At 50.3% G+C, this 19538-nt stretch carries 7 protein-coding genes; 2 read left to right on the forward strand and 5 right to left on the reverse strand.

The genetic code is table 11. From position 1 onward, the window contains the following. From R3I13_RS00005 to R3I13_RS00025, 5 genes are all read right to left on the reverse strand, one after another. On the reverse strand, positions 1 to 6050 hold a 6050-nt coding region (locus R3I13_RS00005; protein ID WP_346315846.1), incomplete at its 3' end, for a DUF11 domain-containing protein. Between the two features lie 786 nt (positions 6051 to 6836). Then, positions 6837 to 8240 carry a RagB/SusD family nutrient uptake outer membrane protein gene (locus R3I13_RS00010; protein WP_346315847.1) on the reverse strand — a complete coding sequence of 468 codons (1404 nt, stop codon included), beginning with the start codon at positions 8238 to 8240 and terminating at the stop codon, positions 6837 to 6839. A gap of 7 nt (positions 8241 to 8247) precedes the next feature. Continuing rightward, positions 8248 to 11766, reverse strand: coding sequence for a SusC/RagA family TonB-linked outer membrane protein (locus R3I13_RS00015; RefSeq protein ID WP_346315848.1), 3519 nt, complete (start codon positions 11764 to 11766; stop codon positions 8248 to 8250). Positions 11767 to 11783: 17 nt separating this feature from the next. Next, positions 11784 to 12818, reverse strand: a complete 1035-nt coding sequence (locus R3I13_RS00020; RefSeq protein WP_346315849.1) for a FecR domain-containing protein — start codon at positions 12816 to 12818, stop codon at positions 11784 to 11786. Continuing rightward, positions 12815 to 13537 (reverse strand): sigma-70 family RNA polymerase sigma factor, encoded by a 723-nt coding sequence (locus R3I13_RS00025; RefSeq protein ID WP_346315850.1) that lies wholly within the window; start codon positions 13535 to 13537, stop codon positions 12815 to 12817. Before R3I13_RS00025 ends, R3I13_RS00020 begins: the two co-directional genes overlap by 4 nt. Before the next feature lie 437 nt (positions 13538 to 13974). Here R3I13_RS00025 and R3I13_RS00030 point away from each other — a divergent pair, with 437 nt between their 5' ends. Both R3I13_RS00030 and R3I13_RS00035 read left to right on the forward strand, forming a co-directional pair. Further along, complete coding sequence (locus R3I13_RS00030; RefSeq protein ID WP_346315851.1) at positions 13975 to 16884, forward strand: tetratricopeptide repeat protein; 2910 nt, start codon at positions 13975 to 13977, stop codon at positions 16882 to 16884. A gap of 185 nt (positions 16885 to 17069) precedes the next feature. Next, the gene (locus R3I13_RS00035; protein WP_346315852.1) at positions 17070 to 19499 is read left to right on the forward strand and encodes a transglycosylase domain-containing protein; all 2430 of its coding nucleotides are present in this window, start codon (positions 17070 to 17072) and stop codon (positions 19497 to 19499) included. Positions 19500 to 19538: the final 39 nt, after the last annotated feature.

Consider the following 19538-nt stretch of genomic DNA (forward strand, 5'->3'; position numbering starts at 1 on the left):
GTGGTTGAATTATAGCTACCTGCGGACGCAGTAAAGCCGGAAGCTGTGTACCCGGAAGGCAGCTGGTCGGTGATCTTGAGCGTGTCGCCCGGAGCAACCGCCTTCGTACCCAGGTTCTTCAGCGTGATCATGAAGTCCAGCGGACCGCCGGGAGTAGCGGTGGCGCTGTTCGCCTTCTTGTTCAGCGACAGCTTATAGCTGGTAGTATCACCACCATTATGCTGCTTCACCTTTACGGAAGCGCTGTTACTGTAGGCATAACCTTGATTCGCGTCATAGGGCCTTTTTCCAAAAATCCTGTTGACTAACAAGGTGCCCTTGAAGTTCGGGTCAACAATGCCTTTTACACGAATCGTTGCCGTTTGGTTTTGTGAAAGGTTCAGTCCCGTCCAGGTCCCGGTTTTTTCATCATAATGGCCCATGCCCGGCTCATAGCTAATCAATTTATAACCCTGGGGAATACTGTCGATAATAACAATGGTATCATTGGGCACGATCGGCGTTGCTTTATCATTGGAAAGGGTGACAATAAAATCCAATGAATCACCGGGCGATACTTCCTGTTTGTCTGGCGTCAGTCGCAACGACAAATCATACAGGCTGCCTTTATCTATTATTACTTTCGCCTCTTCCTTGCCTGGCACCAGCGGGATGGGATCTTTATTAGGATCAGTACCGGTCACCCTGTTGGTAAGACTGGTCCCTGTAAAGTTCCTGCTCAGCATGCCATTTACTGTGATAGCTGCGCTGCCGCCGTGTGCCAGCGTAAGTCCTGTCCAATGCCCGGTAGCTGCATTATAACTGCCCTGGCTGGGCTTAAAGCTTACCCCCTCAAGGCCTGCGGGTAATTGATCTTTAACAATGATGATATCGGCCGGCTTTATTGCATCGCCGCCATTGTGATACAATGTGATCTCAAAGCTGAGGGAATCCCCGGGGCTTACCAGTTTCTTTGCAGTTTTTACAATCTTGGCAAGTGCAAGTTGATAAACCGGTTTAACAGGTTCTACTATTACTTCTGACCTGTTTCCAGGCGTATTTTTGATAGGAATTCCCTTGGGATCGAGACCGCCTACCGTATTTACGAGTTTGCCGCTAAAAGTGCTGCTTACCCGGCCTTTCAGCGTCAGGGTAACACTTTGGCCAGCGGGAAGCGTCAGGCTGGTCCATCGGCCTGATTGAAGATCGTAATTGCCATTGCTGACCTGGTAGCTTTCCACGGTATAAGCTGCCGGCAGGGTGTCTTTCACCGTTACGATAGTATCTGCCAGGTTCAGCTTACCGTTATTGGACAAAGTGATCGTATAGGTAAGCGAACCGCCTGCTTTCACGGTGGACTTGTCAGCTTTCTTAATAAGCCGGAGGTTATACTCCGATGCAGGGGGATTTACCCGTACAGTTGCCCGGGCAATATTATCCGCACTTCCCGCAACATGGATAGGCAGGTTATGCTGGTCACGGCCCATGGCCATATTTGTCATTTCGCCCCAGAAGTCACTCCTCACCTGGCCATTCAGCCGGATAATTGCGCTATCCCCGGCCGGAATTTTGAGGCCTGTCCACTTACCGCTTGCGGCGTCGTATTTACCCGTGCTTGTTACTATATCTTCATTCTTAATTACATAACCTTCCGGGGTCATATCCCGTACAGTGATCGTATCTGCCTCGAAAACTTTATCGTCAAGGTTCTTCAGGATAATTACAAAGCCAAGGGAATCTCCGGAAGTAACCTGGTTCTTGCCCACTACTTTGCGCAGCTCCAGCTTATTCATCCGTTTGGTGGTATCAATTTTCACGACGGCGCGTCCATCGATGGTGTCAATGCCAATATCCGTTCCATCCGGCGCTTTGCCGCTCACTTTGTTGACCAGCGAATCTCCCTTAAAGTCAGGGCTAACCCGGCCTTTTACCAGTAGTCTTGCACTTTGGCCGGAAATCAGTTTCAAACCAGTCCAATAGTGTGTTTTCGGATCGTAGGTACCTGCCGACGGTTCAAATCCACCCAGTTCGAATCCGGCCGGCAGTGTGTCCGTAACCGTTATCTTGTCTGACGGTTTAATATCCACTTTCCCCTTATGGCGAAGCGTGATGGTAAATTCTACCGGGAAGCCAGGTCCCACAGGTTCCTGACTATTCGCAACTTTGGCAAGCTGCATCCTGTATTTCACCTCGTTAACAACCGGGGCAGGCACTATTTCATGCCGGGTGCTGTCAGTCATCACTTCCACTTTGTTGCCAATCTCACCGGTCTTATAGTCTTCCCTGATATGCCCTTTTACCAGCAAACTGATTTTCTCCTGCGGGGCCAGGGGAGCTGATGTCTGAAGCGTTAACGTCTTCATGTCATATACACCGGTATTGCCTGTTACGCTAATATTGTCGATAACGTAAAACTCAGAATCCGGTACATCTTTTACATAAATCTTCTGTCCTGCCGGCATTGCATTATTTCCGCTGTTGACAAGCGTGATCGTATAATTCAATGCTTCGCCGGCATTTGCCTTCAGCTTGTCGGGCTGTTTGTCCCCGCTAAGTTTAAAGCCGGGATTGATCACGGGCGAAGGCGTAATATCGATCGGGGTACCATTCTCGGTTCTGCCGGCAACCCTGTTGATAATGGTATCTCCCCTGTAGTTATTGGAGAGGTAACCTCTTACGATCAATCTTATGGAATCTCCGGGTGCCAGTTCCACTCCTGTCAATACAGGTTCATTATATTGGCCTTTACCGTCTGCTACGGAAATTTCCTGTATGATATAATCCCGGGGGGCCATATCGCGGATATACGTTTTGGCGCCCGCAGGCATAGCTTCGGGGCCTTTATTGTACAAGATGATCGCAAAATCCAGCTGGTCGCCGGCCTTCACATCACCTTCACGGCTCATTGCAAACTTGTGCCCGTACAGGGTATACTTTTCCTTTCCGGCGTTCACGGTGGGAGTGGGCTCTACTTCAAGCGGGATGCCGTTTTCATCCGTTGCCATCACATCATTATTGATCGGCCCGCCTTCATACTCCCCGGTCAGGAAACCTTCCACACGTATTTCAACAGTTCCGCCCGCCGGTATTTCGGCACCACGGAGCGTCGAGTCTTCCATCACATAATAACCGCCTGTGGAGCTGCTTTCGGGCACATACATCCTGTCAATCCTGTACCCTTTTTCTCTTGGCACATCTTTGATGTATAGTTTAGAAGCCGCGGGGAAGCGCTCTGTTCCGGTATTCGTGATAATAATGGTGTAGTCCAGTTTCTGAAGCCTGCCTACTTTTAATTGATCAGGCACCTTTTTGACCTTCAGATGGTAATTGGGCGTTATAGGGGGCGCCTGCCTGATGGGGATCTGCTTGCCGCTCATATGCCAGCCCGATACATTGATATTGACCGGCTGCCCGGCATATGTTGGAGGAATGACGCCGCTGATCACCAGGGTCAGTTTTCCGTTGGGCGGAATGGAGTCACCGGTGAATTCTCCGGTGTTCATGTCGAAGCGTCCGCGGCCCGGAACGGCGATGCTGTCTATCCTGAAATTCTTCAGGTTTTCGGGTATGGCCTTTATTTTCAGGCGGGCCGTATCTGGCAGTGTTCGTAAACCGTTGTTGTTTATAGTCAGTACATATCTTATCCTGCTGCCTGGCTCAACTTTGGGATTTTTATCTTCCGTGGTAACTACTCCTTCCAGCATGGGAGAAGGTAATACGTCCACTTTTATCTCCAGCGGTGCTGTGGGATTGTCGCTGCAAGCATTGACCAATGCCTGGAGGTAATAGTATTTTGTTCCGGTAAAGCCCGCGGGGATCTTCGCCACGGCTTCAGGGCCCGTAGCGAAGGGTGTTTTGCCCAGGTCTTCTTCAGTGTACCATTTATAGATCATGCATTCGCCGCGCTTTTCGTCCTTCACTTTCAGGCGCACTTCTTCACCCTGTTCAACCTGCACGGAGAGCTTATCCAGAAAGGTTTCGATCTTTGGCTGCTGAGACTTCCGTGAAATTTCATAAACACGCGTACCATTTATTCCCAGGTCGGCGCCGACCCCGGTAACACTTACCATGACCCGGTCTACCAACTCTGGTACCGGAATGGCAACCCGTTTGAACGCCATACCGCCGCTCACCCAGGGCACTATATTCTGGAGAGCAAACGCTTCTTTCAGGTCTGTATACCCACCCACCTGTTTACCTTTATAATACATGTATACACGTATAGTTCCTATCTGAACACGAAAGGTTGCGTCTTCACTGAACAGGACAACGGCAGAGTCGCCGGCCTTCAGGGGGCTTGAATCAAAATGTGCGTTTACAGCCTGCCACTGCCCCAGTTGAAGGATATCAGTGTCAAAAGCAACAGCTGTTCCCTCATCCCCGTCTCCTGCATATTGAAGGTTTGACGGCTCCGGGAGGCCCCCACCCAAAAGGGTGGTAACAAAATCCTTAGCAGCGTTCCAAATCTTCTCCGCGACTTCGAATGGGTTTAACGTGAGTACCGACTGAAGAATATCCTTCAGTCCGTTGCCCAGTGTAAGAATCGCGCCTACAGGTGATTTGAGAAGGGAACCGATATCGTCCTGTATACTTTTTCCCCATGTGGGATCCAGTGCTGTCTCGTACGTAATACGATCAGGCCTGTTACATGTTCTCTCTTTTGCCGGGCATGTATTTGTATTACCGTTATTACCCGATGTGCTGTCACTTACATTGACAAAAACGAAGGGAGATTCAGTTATCGGTATAGAAAGGCCCAGTTCATCAGACCCTATCGCGCTGTTCCTGAGTATCCCTGCATAGGAAGTATCCACAACGCCCCGTACTTCCAGGCGAATGGTATCTCCCGGATTGAGCGTAACACCTGTCAGCGACCCGGTTGTTTCGTCATACTTTCCGGTCCCGCCTTGCGGAAGCATGATGCGTTGTATCTGGTACCGCTCAACCGGCATTGGTATATCTTTTACATATATCCTGGCGGAGGGCTGAAGTTTGGCCGCTCCTTTATTTACAAGCAGGATGGAATAATCCAGGCGCCCTGTTTCATCTGTACTGCTCACTTTCGTTTTTGAAGGAACTATGCTGCCCAGCAGCTGAGGCCGGGGGTTTACAATCAGATAAACAGGTATTTTGCTTTGCAGCAAACACCCGTCTTTCTCAATGGTTACATAATAAGTATACCGTTGTTCAGTGACAGACGGCAGCACTTCCGGCTTAAAATCATACCCTGTGTAGATGGGTGCCTGATCACGATACCCGTTAAACCACTTAAACCTGTAACCGAGGTTCCGCTTGTCTTCTTTTACCGAGAAGGTGGCGGTTTCGCCATTCCTGACAACAATTTCACTTTTCCTGAGAATACTGTCCATCCTGGGTATGCCCATTACGCCATACACTTCATACACTTTAAGGGCGGTACGCTCATTCGTTACACCCAGGGGAGCGAACAGCTGGCTAACGTCCAGGGCGAGAAGTCCGGATTTCAGCGTGATGCTGACACGATCTACATCGCCGGGAACTGCCTGCCTGAATACGACAAATGGCTGTCCTCCATTCTGCCACTCATTAATATCAAAAAGGGTCCTGCCTTTTATGTCGTAGGTCCCTGCCACCTGGTTGCCATTTTTATACATCGTTACCATAATGACGCCGGCAATATCCAGCTTAAAGGCTGCCGGCATCTCGCACTTAACAACAACAGTATCAGGGACCCCGTCGCGTACCCGGAGCGGCGTACCAAATTCAATGTTCAGCTCAGAGCTGGCATCAAAAGCGCCAACCGGCCCATTGTTTAATGTAGCTGCCGTTTTCATATTACCGTCAATAGCAAATTCCGGGTTGTTGACGGACGTGCTGCCTATCAGTTTGATCCCCCACTGGGTGCCGGATGCCTTTACCGGCCTGCCGCAGTCCTGCTGCGCATAAGCGGCAAAACCTGTAAACATCAATAGCAACCAGAAGGCCACTTTGCCAAAGAGGGGTCCTGCCTTTACAATGCAGTAGTCAAAAATCTTCCGGGATAATTGACGGATGAACATCTGCGAGTTCGACATGTGTAAATGTGTTTCCATGAAACTTGCCTGTTTATTAGTACTTACTATGTTATTTCAAAATGATACTTCCGTTTTTGCAATAGCCATCAATAGCGCATGCAGCATGCACATGAATGTCCATTCCCCTGATCCCATCAGGAGCCTACGTTGTTTTTTGTCCAGGAAATTTTCTCGGAGCGGTTCGGTTGCGGGGCCCGGCAATGCCAGCTTTATCTCAGGACTACCAGGTGTACAAAAAATATATCCCGTTCGCGGTGCAAATTATTGGAATGAAAAAGTCATGTCATTAAAATTGTTTAATAAGTTCCCCCGGAAGTATATTCTATACTCGCTGACGGGAGCCGTAATATGTCATTAAGCGGACATCGTATTAATGTTTTGATAGAAGGAAGGCAGGTGAGAACACCAACCTATATGTTTACTATCAGACTGCCAGGTACCTAGAGAGATGTACATAGTACCTGAAACCATTAATATGACGTTACACCATACAGAAGATACGTCTGCGTAATAATTTTACCCTTCCGAAATGTTATATTTTTTTTGTTTAGGGGGAGACATTACCGTCAGCGCTGTTCCACGTATAAACTCTTGTAGCGTACTCATAGTAGTTAAATGTTGTATACTGTAGAGACCAGCTTTGTTAAAATTTACCCGCCGGCCGGGATACATTCACAACTAAATAACATATCCGCATAAAATCCAGCGCATATCCGGCTTTCACATCAAGCTGGAAAATGCAAGGGGCGCCATTTCCGGTTATACGCTGCAGGTGGACCTGTTCCGAGAAGAAAACCTGGTTGACTACTTCTCGTTTTGCACCATCCTGGGGTTTGCGTCCATTTCGCTCTGGGGTATGAGCAGCACTACCCGCTTATCTGTCGGGAGCACTTCTAATATAACGCCTGAATCAATTGCAGGCCGTATCATAGGCAAGCCGTTGCGGTAATCATCAAATCCGGTATGTCCTTCAAAGCAAAGCTCGAGGCGCCGTTCTTGCATTATATCTTTCTGAAGCTGTGCCCTGTCCGAATAAGACAGTGCCGGCAGGCCCGCCCGGGTGTGAATAACATTAAGGGCATCCAGGGCTTGTGCGGTACTGCCCATTTTAAACAGCGCTTCCGCCTTGTTCAGATAAGTTTCAGCGAGGCGCAGGTGTATAAAAGGAGAGGTTGATTTATATTTTACAGTTACTGTCTCCTGGGTTGATGGTATTTTCCCAAAAAAATGACGGCGATAATCATCTGGCTTAAAAGCCTGCACGAGGGAATTTGCAGCCTTCAGGCCTCCATAACTTATATCTGCGGATATATTATTATAACGATCCTCATAAGTAGACGCGAAAATGATCTCCGGGTTGCCGCGTTCGCGATTATATAGCGTATCATAAGCCTTCCCTTCCAGTAAGTGAAATTTCCCGGCATTAATTACTTTGTCCGCATACAGCAAAGCCTGTTGATTGGCATCCCGGTCCGGTGCGCCAAATGCACCTCCCATATACAGGTAAACTCTTGAAAGTAAGGCCCAGGCGGCCTCCCTGCCTGCATGTACGTTGGCACGGCCAACGTCTGCGGTCATAATACTATCCGCTCCCTTCAGGTCTTTGATGATCTGTGCATATACTTCACTCACCGTACTGCGGCCGGGAATAAAATTTATATCTGTATTGTTCTTAATCATGACGCCAGGGCTCACTTGCGGACGCTGATGATAAGGGCGGCCGAACAGCTTTACCAGGTTGAAGTAGGTATATCCTCTAAGAAAAAGAGTTTCTCCTTTTGCATGCAACAACAACGCTTCCTGCCTGGAGGACAGATTAACAAACTCCATGCTTTTTTCAAAACGCTCCATTCCCTCCAATACATTATTGCAGGCAATGACCAGGGCGTAAGCATCTTTCCAGTAGTCATCCAGTAAGGGAAACTCCGGGTCCTGCTCATAGTTGAAAACACTAAAATACCTTTCATAGTTGCTTCGGGTCATACGAACCGTATTTCCCCGCAGTTCACTGAAGGCAAGCAGATCAGGATTATTATTTCTCAGCAGTATATAGTTACCGTTCACTGCTTCCATAATACCTTCAAAGGAAGACAGCTGCCCTTCGCTTTCCCTTAGATCATCGGTACTTACAACAAAGTCCAGTTGCCTGCCGCAAGCGGAAAAAAACAGTACCATGAAGAAGAGATAACAGTAGAATGCCTTATTCATTAACTTTTTATTTAAAGTTAAAGCGCAGACTTGCCAGGTAACGCTTCGGTAAACCAAGACCACCTCCCACACCACTAAAGGAACTGAACTGGTCCCCTCCTACATACGCACCTTCAGGGTCAGTCTGCGTGAAATACTTACTGGTAAATGTATAAAGATTGTCAACACTCAGGCAGATTTCCGCTCTTTCTATGAAGCGGCCCAGCCAATTTTCCGGGAGCCGGTAATTCAGCTGGATATTACGTATTCTCAGGAAGCTGTTGTTCTCATAGAAATAGGAATTCCTGATATCAAAAAAGTTAATTCGGGTTGCTTCATATATCGAGGGCATATTCGCCTCCTTATCCCCGGGGTAACGCCAGGGGTGCTGGAATGGAGCATATGCTACCCTGTTTGTCGCTGCAAATTGAACAGGTATGCCATCCCCGGCCTGAAATTCCGCGCGCTCAAAGTTCAGCGAGCGTGTTCCATATACAAATTCAGCCAGCATACTTAATGTAAAGTTCCCATACTTCAGCGTATTCGAAATGCCTCCGTTAAATTTAGGGGTTTTGGTGCCCAACGTTTGGTGGCCTTTTCCATCGGGCCCCAGGGCCTCTTGTATGCTGCCTGTTTTTTCTATGCTGATGATATTCCCATCCCCGTCTCTCACCGGCTTCTCGAACAAAGGCTTGCCGGTTGCCGGGTCTACGCCCGCATAGATAACCCCTTTTAGCGTATTGATGTCTTCCCCCGGGTATAAGTAATACTTCCTCACAGCGCCCTGGGCATTTGCAACATTTCCGCCATAGCCTACTGCCAGCGCGCCACCCTGTACACTGATGATCCGGTTCCTGTTAAAGGCAATATTGAAGCTGCTGGACCAGCTGAATTTATTAGTGGAGATGTTCTGTGTATTCAGGGTTATTTCCAGCCCGTAATTACCGAGTACGCCTGTATTACTAAATTGCCTGGACAGGTTGCCGGCGGCCGCCGACTGAGGCAGTTCCTGGATCAAATTGAAGGAGCGCTTCCGGTAATAGTCCAAACTGATGGCGATACGGTCCAGCAAACCCATATCCATTCCTATATTTAACGTGCGCGTAGTCTCCCAGGTCAATTGCGGATTCCCTGTCTGAAGCGGGTAAACTCCCAGCTCTCCGTAATACCTGTCGTCAGGCAAGCCCTGCGTGCTGTTCAGTCCATAAATGGTCTTGGTAAGGACCCGGTTTCCCATCTGTGAACCGCTCGTGCCGGCATTCACCCTTAGCTTCAACAGGTTGATCGCACGCCGGGCCTGCATAAACGGTTCCTTATTAACCAACCAGGATGCACCTGCCGACCAAAAAGCCGCATTCCGGTTGCCGGGACTAAACTCAGATGAGGCGTCGTTGCGAAGGGAGGCACTGATAAAATATTTATTCCGGTAGCTATAGGCTGCTTCACTAAATAAAGAAAACATCCGGGACTTTCTTTTTCCACCATAAATATCCATCCAGGTCAGGGGAAAATTATGATCGGGGAGCAACGGCAGCTCCCGTGCTGCAACGTCAGAGAGTGTGTTGATGCTTCCCGGTATTAACGCCTCCAGGTTCAAACCTTTCTTTTTACCCAGGAACTGTTGGAATTCCTGCCCGGCTAAAAGCCGGAGCCAGTGTTTTTCATATCTCCGTTCAAGGGTCATTGTGTTTGACGTAATGAAATAATCAAGATCATCCCCGCCGGTTAGCAGGAACCCATTATTGTCCGCACTTAAAAACTTACCCAAAAGAGAACGCGCATCTGCGTTATACTCGCCGGCGCCCCGCATAATATTGCCCGCATTGGCAGATGAAACGCTGAGCCAGTCGGTAAGCCGCCAGGTCAGTTTCATATTCCCCGAAAGATTTTTCTGCCGGTAACGCTTGCTGTTATATTGCCTTTCAAATAAAAAATTAAGCAGTTGTACACCAGGCACGCCTATCAGGCTTAGCGACGGCCTCAGTTCTCCATTTTCGTCATAAGGCGATATCCAGGAGGGCAGTTCGTGCAGACCCGGCGGGACTACCGGCTGCGTTTCATGGTCAAATATGCCATTAAGGCCTATCTTTAGCGAAAGTGCCTTGCTAAGTTCCTGGTCAAAGTTCAGGCGAAAGGACATGCGCCTGAGGCTGTTGTCTCTCAGGGTTCCCTGTTCATAATAGTGACTTGCTGCGAGGTAGTAACGGCTTCGGGCATTACCGCCGCTGGCAGATATATTTATTTCCTGTAAACGGGAACGCACATAATAATATTTGGTCCAGTCAAACGAATGCGCCATCTCCTCCCGGGTTGGTAATGCTTTATTCAACAATTCCGGGAGAGAACTGACATCAAACGAGGCTTTCCATACGTTTCCGTATTCGGCCCATCCCTGCGTGAAAAGTTCCGTTCTTGCATCATATAACTCGTTTGCGTCCATCCACCTGAATTTGCCCCGGTTGGGAGAATTAAGCCCTGCTTTTGCTTCCAGGCTGAACCGCATCTTCCCCCGCCGGCCGCGCCGGGTAACAATCTCGATAACACCCCCCGCGGATCTTGAGCCATAGATGGCCGTGGCCGCCGCGTCTTTCAATACTCTCAGTTCTTCAATATCCTCCGGGTTCACAGCATCTTTCAGGTCAGAATAGGGTGTGATCATCCCGTCAACCACTATCAAAGGCCCCAATACGACATTGGGAGATGCAGGGAAAACAGCATAATTCCTGTTCGTCGGCTGGGTTTGCTGTGTTCCCAGCAGGGAGCTCTGCCCTCTCATCAGTATTTTTCCACCTGCTCCGGCAGGGTTGGCTGAAAGCTGTTCCGTAATATACAGGCCACTCCCTTTTCCTTTGATCATAGACGTGGCATCAGCGCTGGTTACGCCATGCCTCACATCTTCTCCCTTCAATTTCGATAACGCGCCGGTAAGTTCCTCTGCACGTTTAATAGTATACCCGGTTACGACGGTCGTCCCGAGATTTACGACATTTTCTTCTAAAACGACTGCCGGGGGCATTTTCCGGCCGGCCGACACCTGCCGGGCTCTATAACCCATAAGGCTAAAGCTGAGTTGATCGCCGGGAAAGACATGAATGCGATATTCTCCTTTTTCCCCGGTAACACTGCCGGCGCCATTGTTATGATCGCGTACGGTAACGCCCGCCAGGGGTGTTCCCTCATTGTCCAACACCCGGCCAACGAGCAGGAATCCGGTTTCAGCAGGAATCTTCCGTTCTGGTGAGAGTAAAGGAGTGCGTACTGTCACTGTTTTTCCCTGAAGCTCATATTGAAGGCGGGTTTCCTTCCTGAGAAGGTCCAGCATTTCAGGCAGGGTTCTCTTTTTTGGGGGTAAAGTGACCTTTATCCCGGTCGCCATTACTTCAGGCGGATATAACAAAGTAACATTGTACTTTTCCCCGACACGGAGAAAGACCTCTTCAAGGCCGGCTGCGTTGAAGCCCAGCGATAACCGATCCTGCGCCATCGTTTGCCGGGAAAAGAACAGGCCAAGGGTAATGAACGACCAACATGATAAACTTTTAATCATATCATATGATGAAGGGGCTACTTCTGCATACCGGCGATCTCAAACTCATCTCCTTTCTTGGTTACTTTCATATTCAATGCGGCGGAAAGGGCTGTTTCCAGTTCCTCCACGGGAGGGGCCGTTAGTGTTGCGGAGATCCTGTAACGGAATAGGGCAGTATCCTTTACAGTTATTGTGCAACCGTAAAAATCCTCAATCTGCTGCAACGCCAGATTTAAGGGGGTATTGGAAAAAACGAAACGTTTATTTCTCCATGAACTGATGTTAAGCGAATCTACGGCTTTATGCAATACAGGTGCTTTGCCTGGTGTGAATTCCAGCATTTCGCCGGGTTTAAGCAGCTGGTCCTCATATTGCCCGTCCCGGAAGTGGACGCGAACGCTGCCATGTGCTAACATCACATGGGTGGCAGAGCGGCGGGTGTTTACATTAAAGGCGGTGCCCAATACCTCCAGGTCAAGTTGGGGCGTATGTACAACAAAACGGCGGGGAGCGGCGGAAGCCCCCTCCGCAATATGTTTAACATTAAAATAAGCCTCTCCTTTTAACCATACTTCCCGTTTAGATGCACGGTTAAAGTTCTTATGATAAACCAGGCTGCTATTTGCGTTCAAGGTCACGGTTGACTGATCGGCCAGCACAAGATCCTGCACATCAGCCCGGCCTGTCTGCATTGTAAGTTCCCTGCTGTTCAGCCACCACGTTCCCAGCGATAGCACGATCAGCACAGAAGCAGCGGCAGATATCCATATCCTTCTCATCGATATCCGGCGCACAGGCGTTTCAGGCGCTTCCGCAGCAGATTGTATATTTTCCCAGATACGCTGGTACCGCGTATGGTCGGGGGGCGTTTCGACAAACTTTAACCTGCTAAGCAGCCTGTGCGCTTCCCGCACTTCCTGCTCTTTATGAGGATAAGCGTGCAAAAAACTTTGCCAGAATTCCCTATCCTCTGGAAGATCCTTTTTTACCCACTTGAGGAAATTATCGTCCGCCAGGAAATCATCCAGCCCATATCCCGCGTAGGTTCCTATTGAATGATCATTTTTCATAAACCTCTCCTGGTACCATCATTCGAAGGTACAATTTTATGCATTTTATAAAAAAGACAACCCGCCGCAGATATTTTACCCATTGAAAGCTGCAGTTCTTTAAAAATATATATCCCCCCAACGGAAAGAAGCAACAGCAGTGTGATGACCACCATTTCCCTCAGTTTCTCCAGGCCCCTGAAAACCGTTTTATAGGTAGCTCTCACCGAAATGCCCATAATAGCCGCTATTTCATCATATGAAGCATCTGTATAAAAACGCAGGTACAAGGCTTCCTTTTGCCTGGCAGGCAATTGGTGCCAGGCGGTTTTTAATTTTTCATCCACCTCAACTGAACGCTCTTCCATGATCAATTGTGCTTCGAAAGAAGGTTCAGCGCCAGATACCCGTTCCTCTTCCAGCTCACTATGAGCCCTTTTACCTCTTTGGGTTAACTTTCTGAGCAGGATATTCCTGAAGGATTTGATCAGGTAATACTCAACTGCATTAGGGACTGTTAAATTCTCTCGTTTTTGCCAGATGCGAATGAAAAGGTCCTGTATGGCATCGTCAATCAAATCATCTTCCCTGGTGATCCTTTGCCCATAATTAAATATGAGGTGCACATATTTATTATAGAAATAGGCTAAAGCACTCATATCGCCATTTTGTAACATCCTCCATTGCAGCTGCTCCTCAATGTTTTGACTTTTAGACATTGATAATGAGTAAGTTTTCATATAAAGCTAATGAATTTTGACCTATACGGCCAAATAGCTGGTCATCCAATTAACAAAATACAAGGACCTTTGCCCCGTAAAAAGTCTCCGGGCCGGCTTGTGCCTGTTTCGGAGATGGCTTTTTCCTGCTGAAATAAGGTTTAGAGGGTTCTTAACAAACGCCAGGGCTCCGCTTCTTTTCATTAGCGAAAGTTATAATATCCTCGGCTATCCGGAACAAAGTTTGTAAATTGGCCTTTAGTTCTGAAAAAGAAACTTTCCTATCTTTAAAATATTTTTTTCTCTAACAGAGTTATACATAGATTAGTAGTTTTTACTGACCCTGGCTTTACATGAATTGTTCTAGATCCTTATATATACGCGCCTGTGTGTTAAGTGTGGTTTTGTGTTCAGGTGCCCTGGCGGTATTTGGTCAAAATCAGACTGGCGGCAAACCTGTGAAAAAGGAAGACCGCCGCCCCCCTTCCGAAAAAATGCTCGAGAAGCCCTTTTCCGTCACCAGGAGGGTGGTTCAGAACACTGTGACCCGTTACAACTACTATTATCACGCGAAACTCAGGCTGGAAAAGGTGCTTGCCGGCATCAACGCCCAGCGCCAGGACAATTACAATGTATTCCTTCCCTTCTACCCCTTTACCGTAGAAAAGCTCAATCTCAACTCCGGCGAGCTGGATTCCGTAATCCAGAAAGCGTCTGTAGCCGTGCAGATCCACGACCCGCGCGGCCGCTGGATAGACGACTGCTTCCTGCTCATCGGCAAGGCCTACTATTACAAAGGCGACTGGGAGAATGCCAACAATACTTTCCAGTACATCAACACCACCTTCGCCCCTAAAAAGAAATCAGAATACAATACCGTGGTGGGGCGCAGCGAAGACGACCGGCTGTCTATCTCCACCCGGGAAAAACAAAAGAACTGGTTCAGCCGCCAATTCCGGCACAAATCCGCCCGCAATGACGCTTTTCTCTGGCAGGCCCGCGCTTTCCTGGAACAAGGCAAACACGACGAGGCCCAGTCGCTGCTGAACATCCTCGTATCCGACCCTTATTTCCCGAAGCGGCTGAACGGCCAGCTGGCGGAATTGCAGGCATGGCGCTTTTACAAACAGGGCAACTATGCCCAAACCATCGCCCCGCTTGAAGAAGCCATTAAAAAGTCCAACAGCGGCCGCGCCCAGAAAGCGCGCATGAACTTCATACTCGGCCAGCTCTATGCCTCACAGGACCGGCAGGATTCCGCCATCAGCGCCTTCCGCCATGTGATAGCCCTGAAGCCCGACGCTACGATGGACTTCAACGCCCGCGTGCAGATCGCCAAGGCCAACGTAAAAGCCAACGGCGGCAGCCTCGAAGAAAGCATCGCCGCCCTGCAGCGCATGCTGCGCAAAGAAAGGTTCATCCCCTTCCGCGACGCGATATATTACCAGATGGCCGCCCTCTGCGCCAACGAACAGCCCGAACGTGCCATCGCATTCCTGGAAAAATCGCTGAAGGTGGAAAGCGCCAACATGCTCCAGAAAACCCTGACCTACAAAGGCATGGCGGACATTTATTACGCGCGCAAAGATTACGCCTCCGCACAAAAATATTACGACAGCACCTCCCTGGTCATGGGGACTGATTTTGAAGAAGCCAAGCTCGTGGCCGCCCGCAAAGAAGCGCTGGCAGAAGTAACGGAAAAGCTGCGCATCATGCACCTGGAAGACAGCCTGCAAACCCTCGCCGCACTTTCTCCGGCCCTGCGCGACTCCATGCTGGCCAAACAGGTGGCTGCCATCAAAGCCGCCAAAGCCGCTCCTGAAAAGGGCAAAGGCGGCGGCACCACTGACAATGGCGATTCGCAGCCTAAGTTTACCACCAACAGCGGCTACAGCAGCCCCTCCTTCGGCCCCGCTCCCGACGCCGGCGGAGATTGGTATTTCTATAATGCCAGCACCAAAAGCACCGGTTATTCAGAATTCAAACGCCGCTGGGGCAACCGTGCGCTGGCAGACAACTGGCGCCGCAGCCAGAGCCGCAACCTGCTGGCCGCCGGCAACAATGCGGCCGTGCCCGAAACCGCCCCGGAAACCGATCCTGCGGCCGCTATAGCCAGCCTCCCGGCAGACAGCATCAACACCTCGCTGCTGGCAGAAAACCTGCCCAATACGCCTGAAAAGCTGGCAGAATCGCGTACCCGCCAGCTGGAAGCATGGTACGACCTTGGCAAGATCTACAACGACAAGCTGGACGATCCCCGCGAGGCCATTATCACCTACGATTCCCTGCTGGATAAATTCCCCGACAACCCGCGCAGGATCGAAGAATTGTATTCCCTCTACATCTGGCACAACCGGCTGAACCACACCCAGGAAGCCACCCGTTACAAACAGCTCATCCTCACCCAATACCCCGGCACCAACTTCGCCAACATCCTGCAATTCGGCCTGCCGAAAGACGAGGACAAGGCCAAGACCAGCGCCGTGAGCGCCATTTACGAAGCCGCCTACAATGCATACCGCGCGGGCAATTACGATACCGTGGCCGTGCTCCGCAAATACGCCGATTCCGCTTACGGTTACAGCTCCCTGCAAGCCAAATTCGATATGCTGGAGGCCATGACCATCGTTAAAACGGCCTCGGAAGATTCCGGCAAAGCCGCTATAGCAGGGATCATCGCCAAATATCCCGGCGACCTGCCCATCCTGGAGCAGGCCAAGGCCATCCAGGAAGTGCTGAACCGCCGCCAGCAGATCACGGAATACCTCGCACAGCTGCAGGTAACGAGAGACAGCAGCAGCACCGCTGCTGTAGACGAGAATATCAGCATCCGTTATCCCTGGCAAACGCCCAAGCCCAACCTGCCCGATTCTGCTGCAACCGTGGCGAAAGGCGCGGATTCAACGGTAACAACAGGCACGGATTCAGCAGCAGTGGCCGCTGCGGCCCCACCACCGCCACCGCCGCCGCCTGTTACACCTTACGTACTGGGAGACGAAAAGGCAGCCATTCCCCATTTCGTGGTGATGTATTTCAACCGTGTGTCTAAAGTGCTGATAGACGAAGCCGTGGCCCAGTTTTCCAAATACAATGCGGAGAAGCACCCGGCAGACAAGCTGGAAGCCAGCAGCTTCGTACTCACCCCGGCGGAGATCATGGTCATCGTACGGCTTTTCCCGGACGAGGACAAGGCACTGACCTATTTCGATGAAATAGTGCGGCAGGCCCCCACGGACATTGTTCCGCGCATCAAACCCACTGAGTACAAATTCTTTATCATATCCCGGGAAAATTTCATCCTGCTGAACAATACCAAGGACATAGAAGGCTACAAGAAATTCTTCGGCGTGAATTACATAACGGAATAATATTTGCACTCCAATGGAGGAGCACTATGCCTCCCGGCCTATGAAACCCGGGGAAAACTGCATAATTTTGCATTAAACAGACTGTTTCACATATTTTAACATATAAAACCGAGCTTAATAGGATGCCCAGGTCTTAGGATTCTGCGAGGTTTCATCTGTCCATCAAGTAGACGAAAAATATACTAATGAGAAAATCCGTAAAAATATTATGGTATGCCTTTGGCGCCGGCGTGGCTGCATTCCTGCTGCTCCTGCTGCTCATCAACCTCCGGCTGATCGGGCATATGCCCAGCATGGAGGAGCTGGAGAACCCAAGGACGTCCCTCGCCTCCCAGGTAATAGCTGAAGACGGCACCCTGATGGGAAAATATTTATCGATAGACCGTTCCAACGTAGACTACAAGGATATTTCCAAGAACGTGATCAATGCCCTGCTGGCCACGGAAGACCGCAACTTCTACAGCCACTCCGGCATCGACGCCAAAGCCACTGCTGCGGTACCGTTTTACCTGCTCATCGGCAAAAAACGCGGTTCCAGCACCATCACCCAGCAGCTGGCGCTCAACCTCCAGCAGGATACCGAGGGCAAGACCCGCGCCCGCAACGTATTCGTGCGCGGCTTTCAAAAGCTGTCTGAATGGGTGATCGCCATTAAGCTGGAAAGGAACCTCACCAAAAAAGAGATCATCACGCTGTACCTCAACACCGTACCCTTCGGCGATAACGTATACGGCATCGAGAACGGCGCCAGGACCTTCTTCAGCAAAGACCCCGCGCGCCTCTCCGTTGAAGAAGCAGCCACGCTGGTAGGCATGCTGAAAGGCTCCACCCAGTACAATCCCCGCCGGAACCCGCAAATGGCGCGCGACAGGCGGAATACCGTGATCAACAACATGGTGGATGAAGGATACATTACCTCAGCTGAAGGCGAAGCGGCGAAAAGCCGGCCCATCGTGCTGCGTTACAACAAGATCGATCATAACAAAGGTCTTGCCCCCTACTTCCGCGAAGTGCTGCGCGCCGAGCTGAAAACCTGGTGCAAGGAGCACAAAAAAGCAGACGGCACCGAATACAATCTTTACCGCGACGGCCTGAAAATATATACCACCATCAACCCGCGCATGCAGCTGTATGCTGAAGAAGCCGTGGCCAAACACCTGAAAGACCTGCAAAAGGCCTTCCAGCAGCAGGCTAACATCAAAACCGGCAAGATATGGAAAGACCCGCTGGCTGTGAAGGACCTGCCTGTTTTCATGAGAGAAAGCGACCGCTACCGCCAGATGAAGGAAGATGAAGCCACCGACGAAGAGATAGAAAAGGCATTCAACACCCCTACCAAAATGCAGGTGTTTGCCTGGAAAAGCTTTACCGAACCGGACCTCAACGTGACCGATACCGTGATGACCCCGCTGGATTCCATTAAATATTCCAGGGCCATCCTGCAAACGGGCTTCATGGCCATGGACCCGGAAAGCGGTGAGGTGAAAGCATGGGTGGGCGGGCCTGACTTCCGTTATTTCAAGAACGACCACGTATCCAAAACACTGCGCCAGGTAGGTTCTACGTTCAAGCCATTCCTTTATTGTTTTGCGCTGATGAACGGTTTCAACCCCAACACCATGCTGCCGAACGAACCCATCACCATCGGCGACTGGACGCTGACCACCAACTCGGAAGGCAGCGTGGGCGGTTCTATTTCCATGGCGGGCGCGCTGGCTAAATCGCTGAACCTGGTGAGCGCTTACCTTATCAAACAATTCGGCGCGAAAGCTTTTGCCAACTTCGCCAATACCAAGATCGGCTTCCAGTCCAACAAGATAGAACCTTACCCCTCCATCGCGCTGGGTACTTCCACCCTCTCCCTGTTCGACATGCTGAGGGCTTACACCATGTTCCCGGCCAGGGGCGTGATCACCACGCCGATCTATATCACCCGCATCGAAGACCGCAACGGCAACATCCTGGAAACAAATGTGCCGGAGAAAAAAGAAGTGATCAGTGAAATTGATGCCTACACCATGGTGAAGATGATGGAAGGCGTAACCACCACCGGCGGTACCGGGGCAAGGCTGCGTTTCCGTTACAACATCCCCGGTGAAGTGGCCGGCAAGACCGGTACCACCAACAGCAATACAGACGGCTGGTTCATCGGCTACACGCCGCAGCTGCTGGCAGGCGCGTGGGTAGGCTGCGACAACAACTACCTCCGTTTCAACAGCACTGCTCTCGGCCAGGGCGCCAACACCGGCCTGCCCATCTGGGCGCTGTTCATGCAGAAAGTATATGCGGATAAAACGCTGGGCATCGACCCCAACTCCAAATTCCCCATCCCCGCCAATATGCACAACGACCTGTACTTTAACTACGACAGCAACGTGCAACCCGGCGCAGAAGCGGAAGACTACGGCAACGGCGACGCCAGCGACTACGAAACCATAGACCTGCGCGACTACGGCGAACCCACCGAACCTGCAAAGGAAACACCGAAGGACCAGCCGAAAGATCAGCCTAAAGACAATAAAGAAAAAGAGAAAAAGAAAGATGAACCGGCTGCATCTCCCGCCCAGCAAGGGAATCCGAAGGCAGTAATGCCCGCGAAGCCGAAGGGTAATTGATTTTTCTCCTGACGATATTACTGAAAAGGCCGGCGTTCT

Source organism: Chitinophaga sp. YIM B06452 (assembly GCF_039655965.1).
GTDB lineage: Bacteria > Bacteroidota > Bacteroidia > Chitinophagales > Chitinophagaceae > Chitinophaga.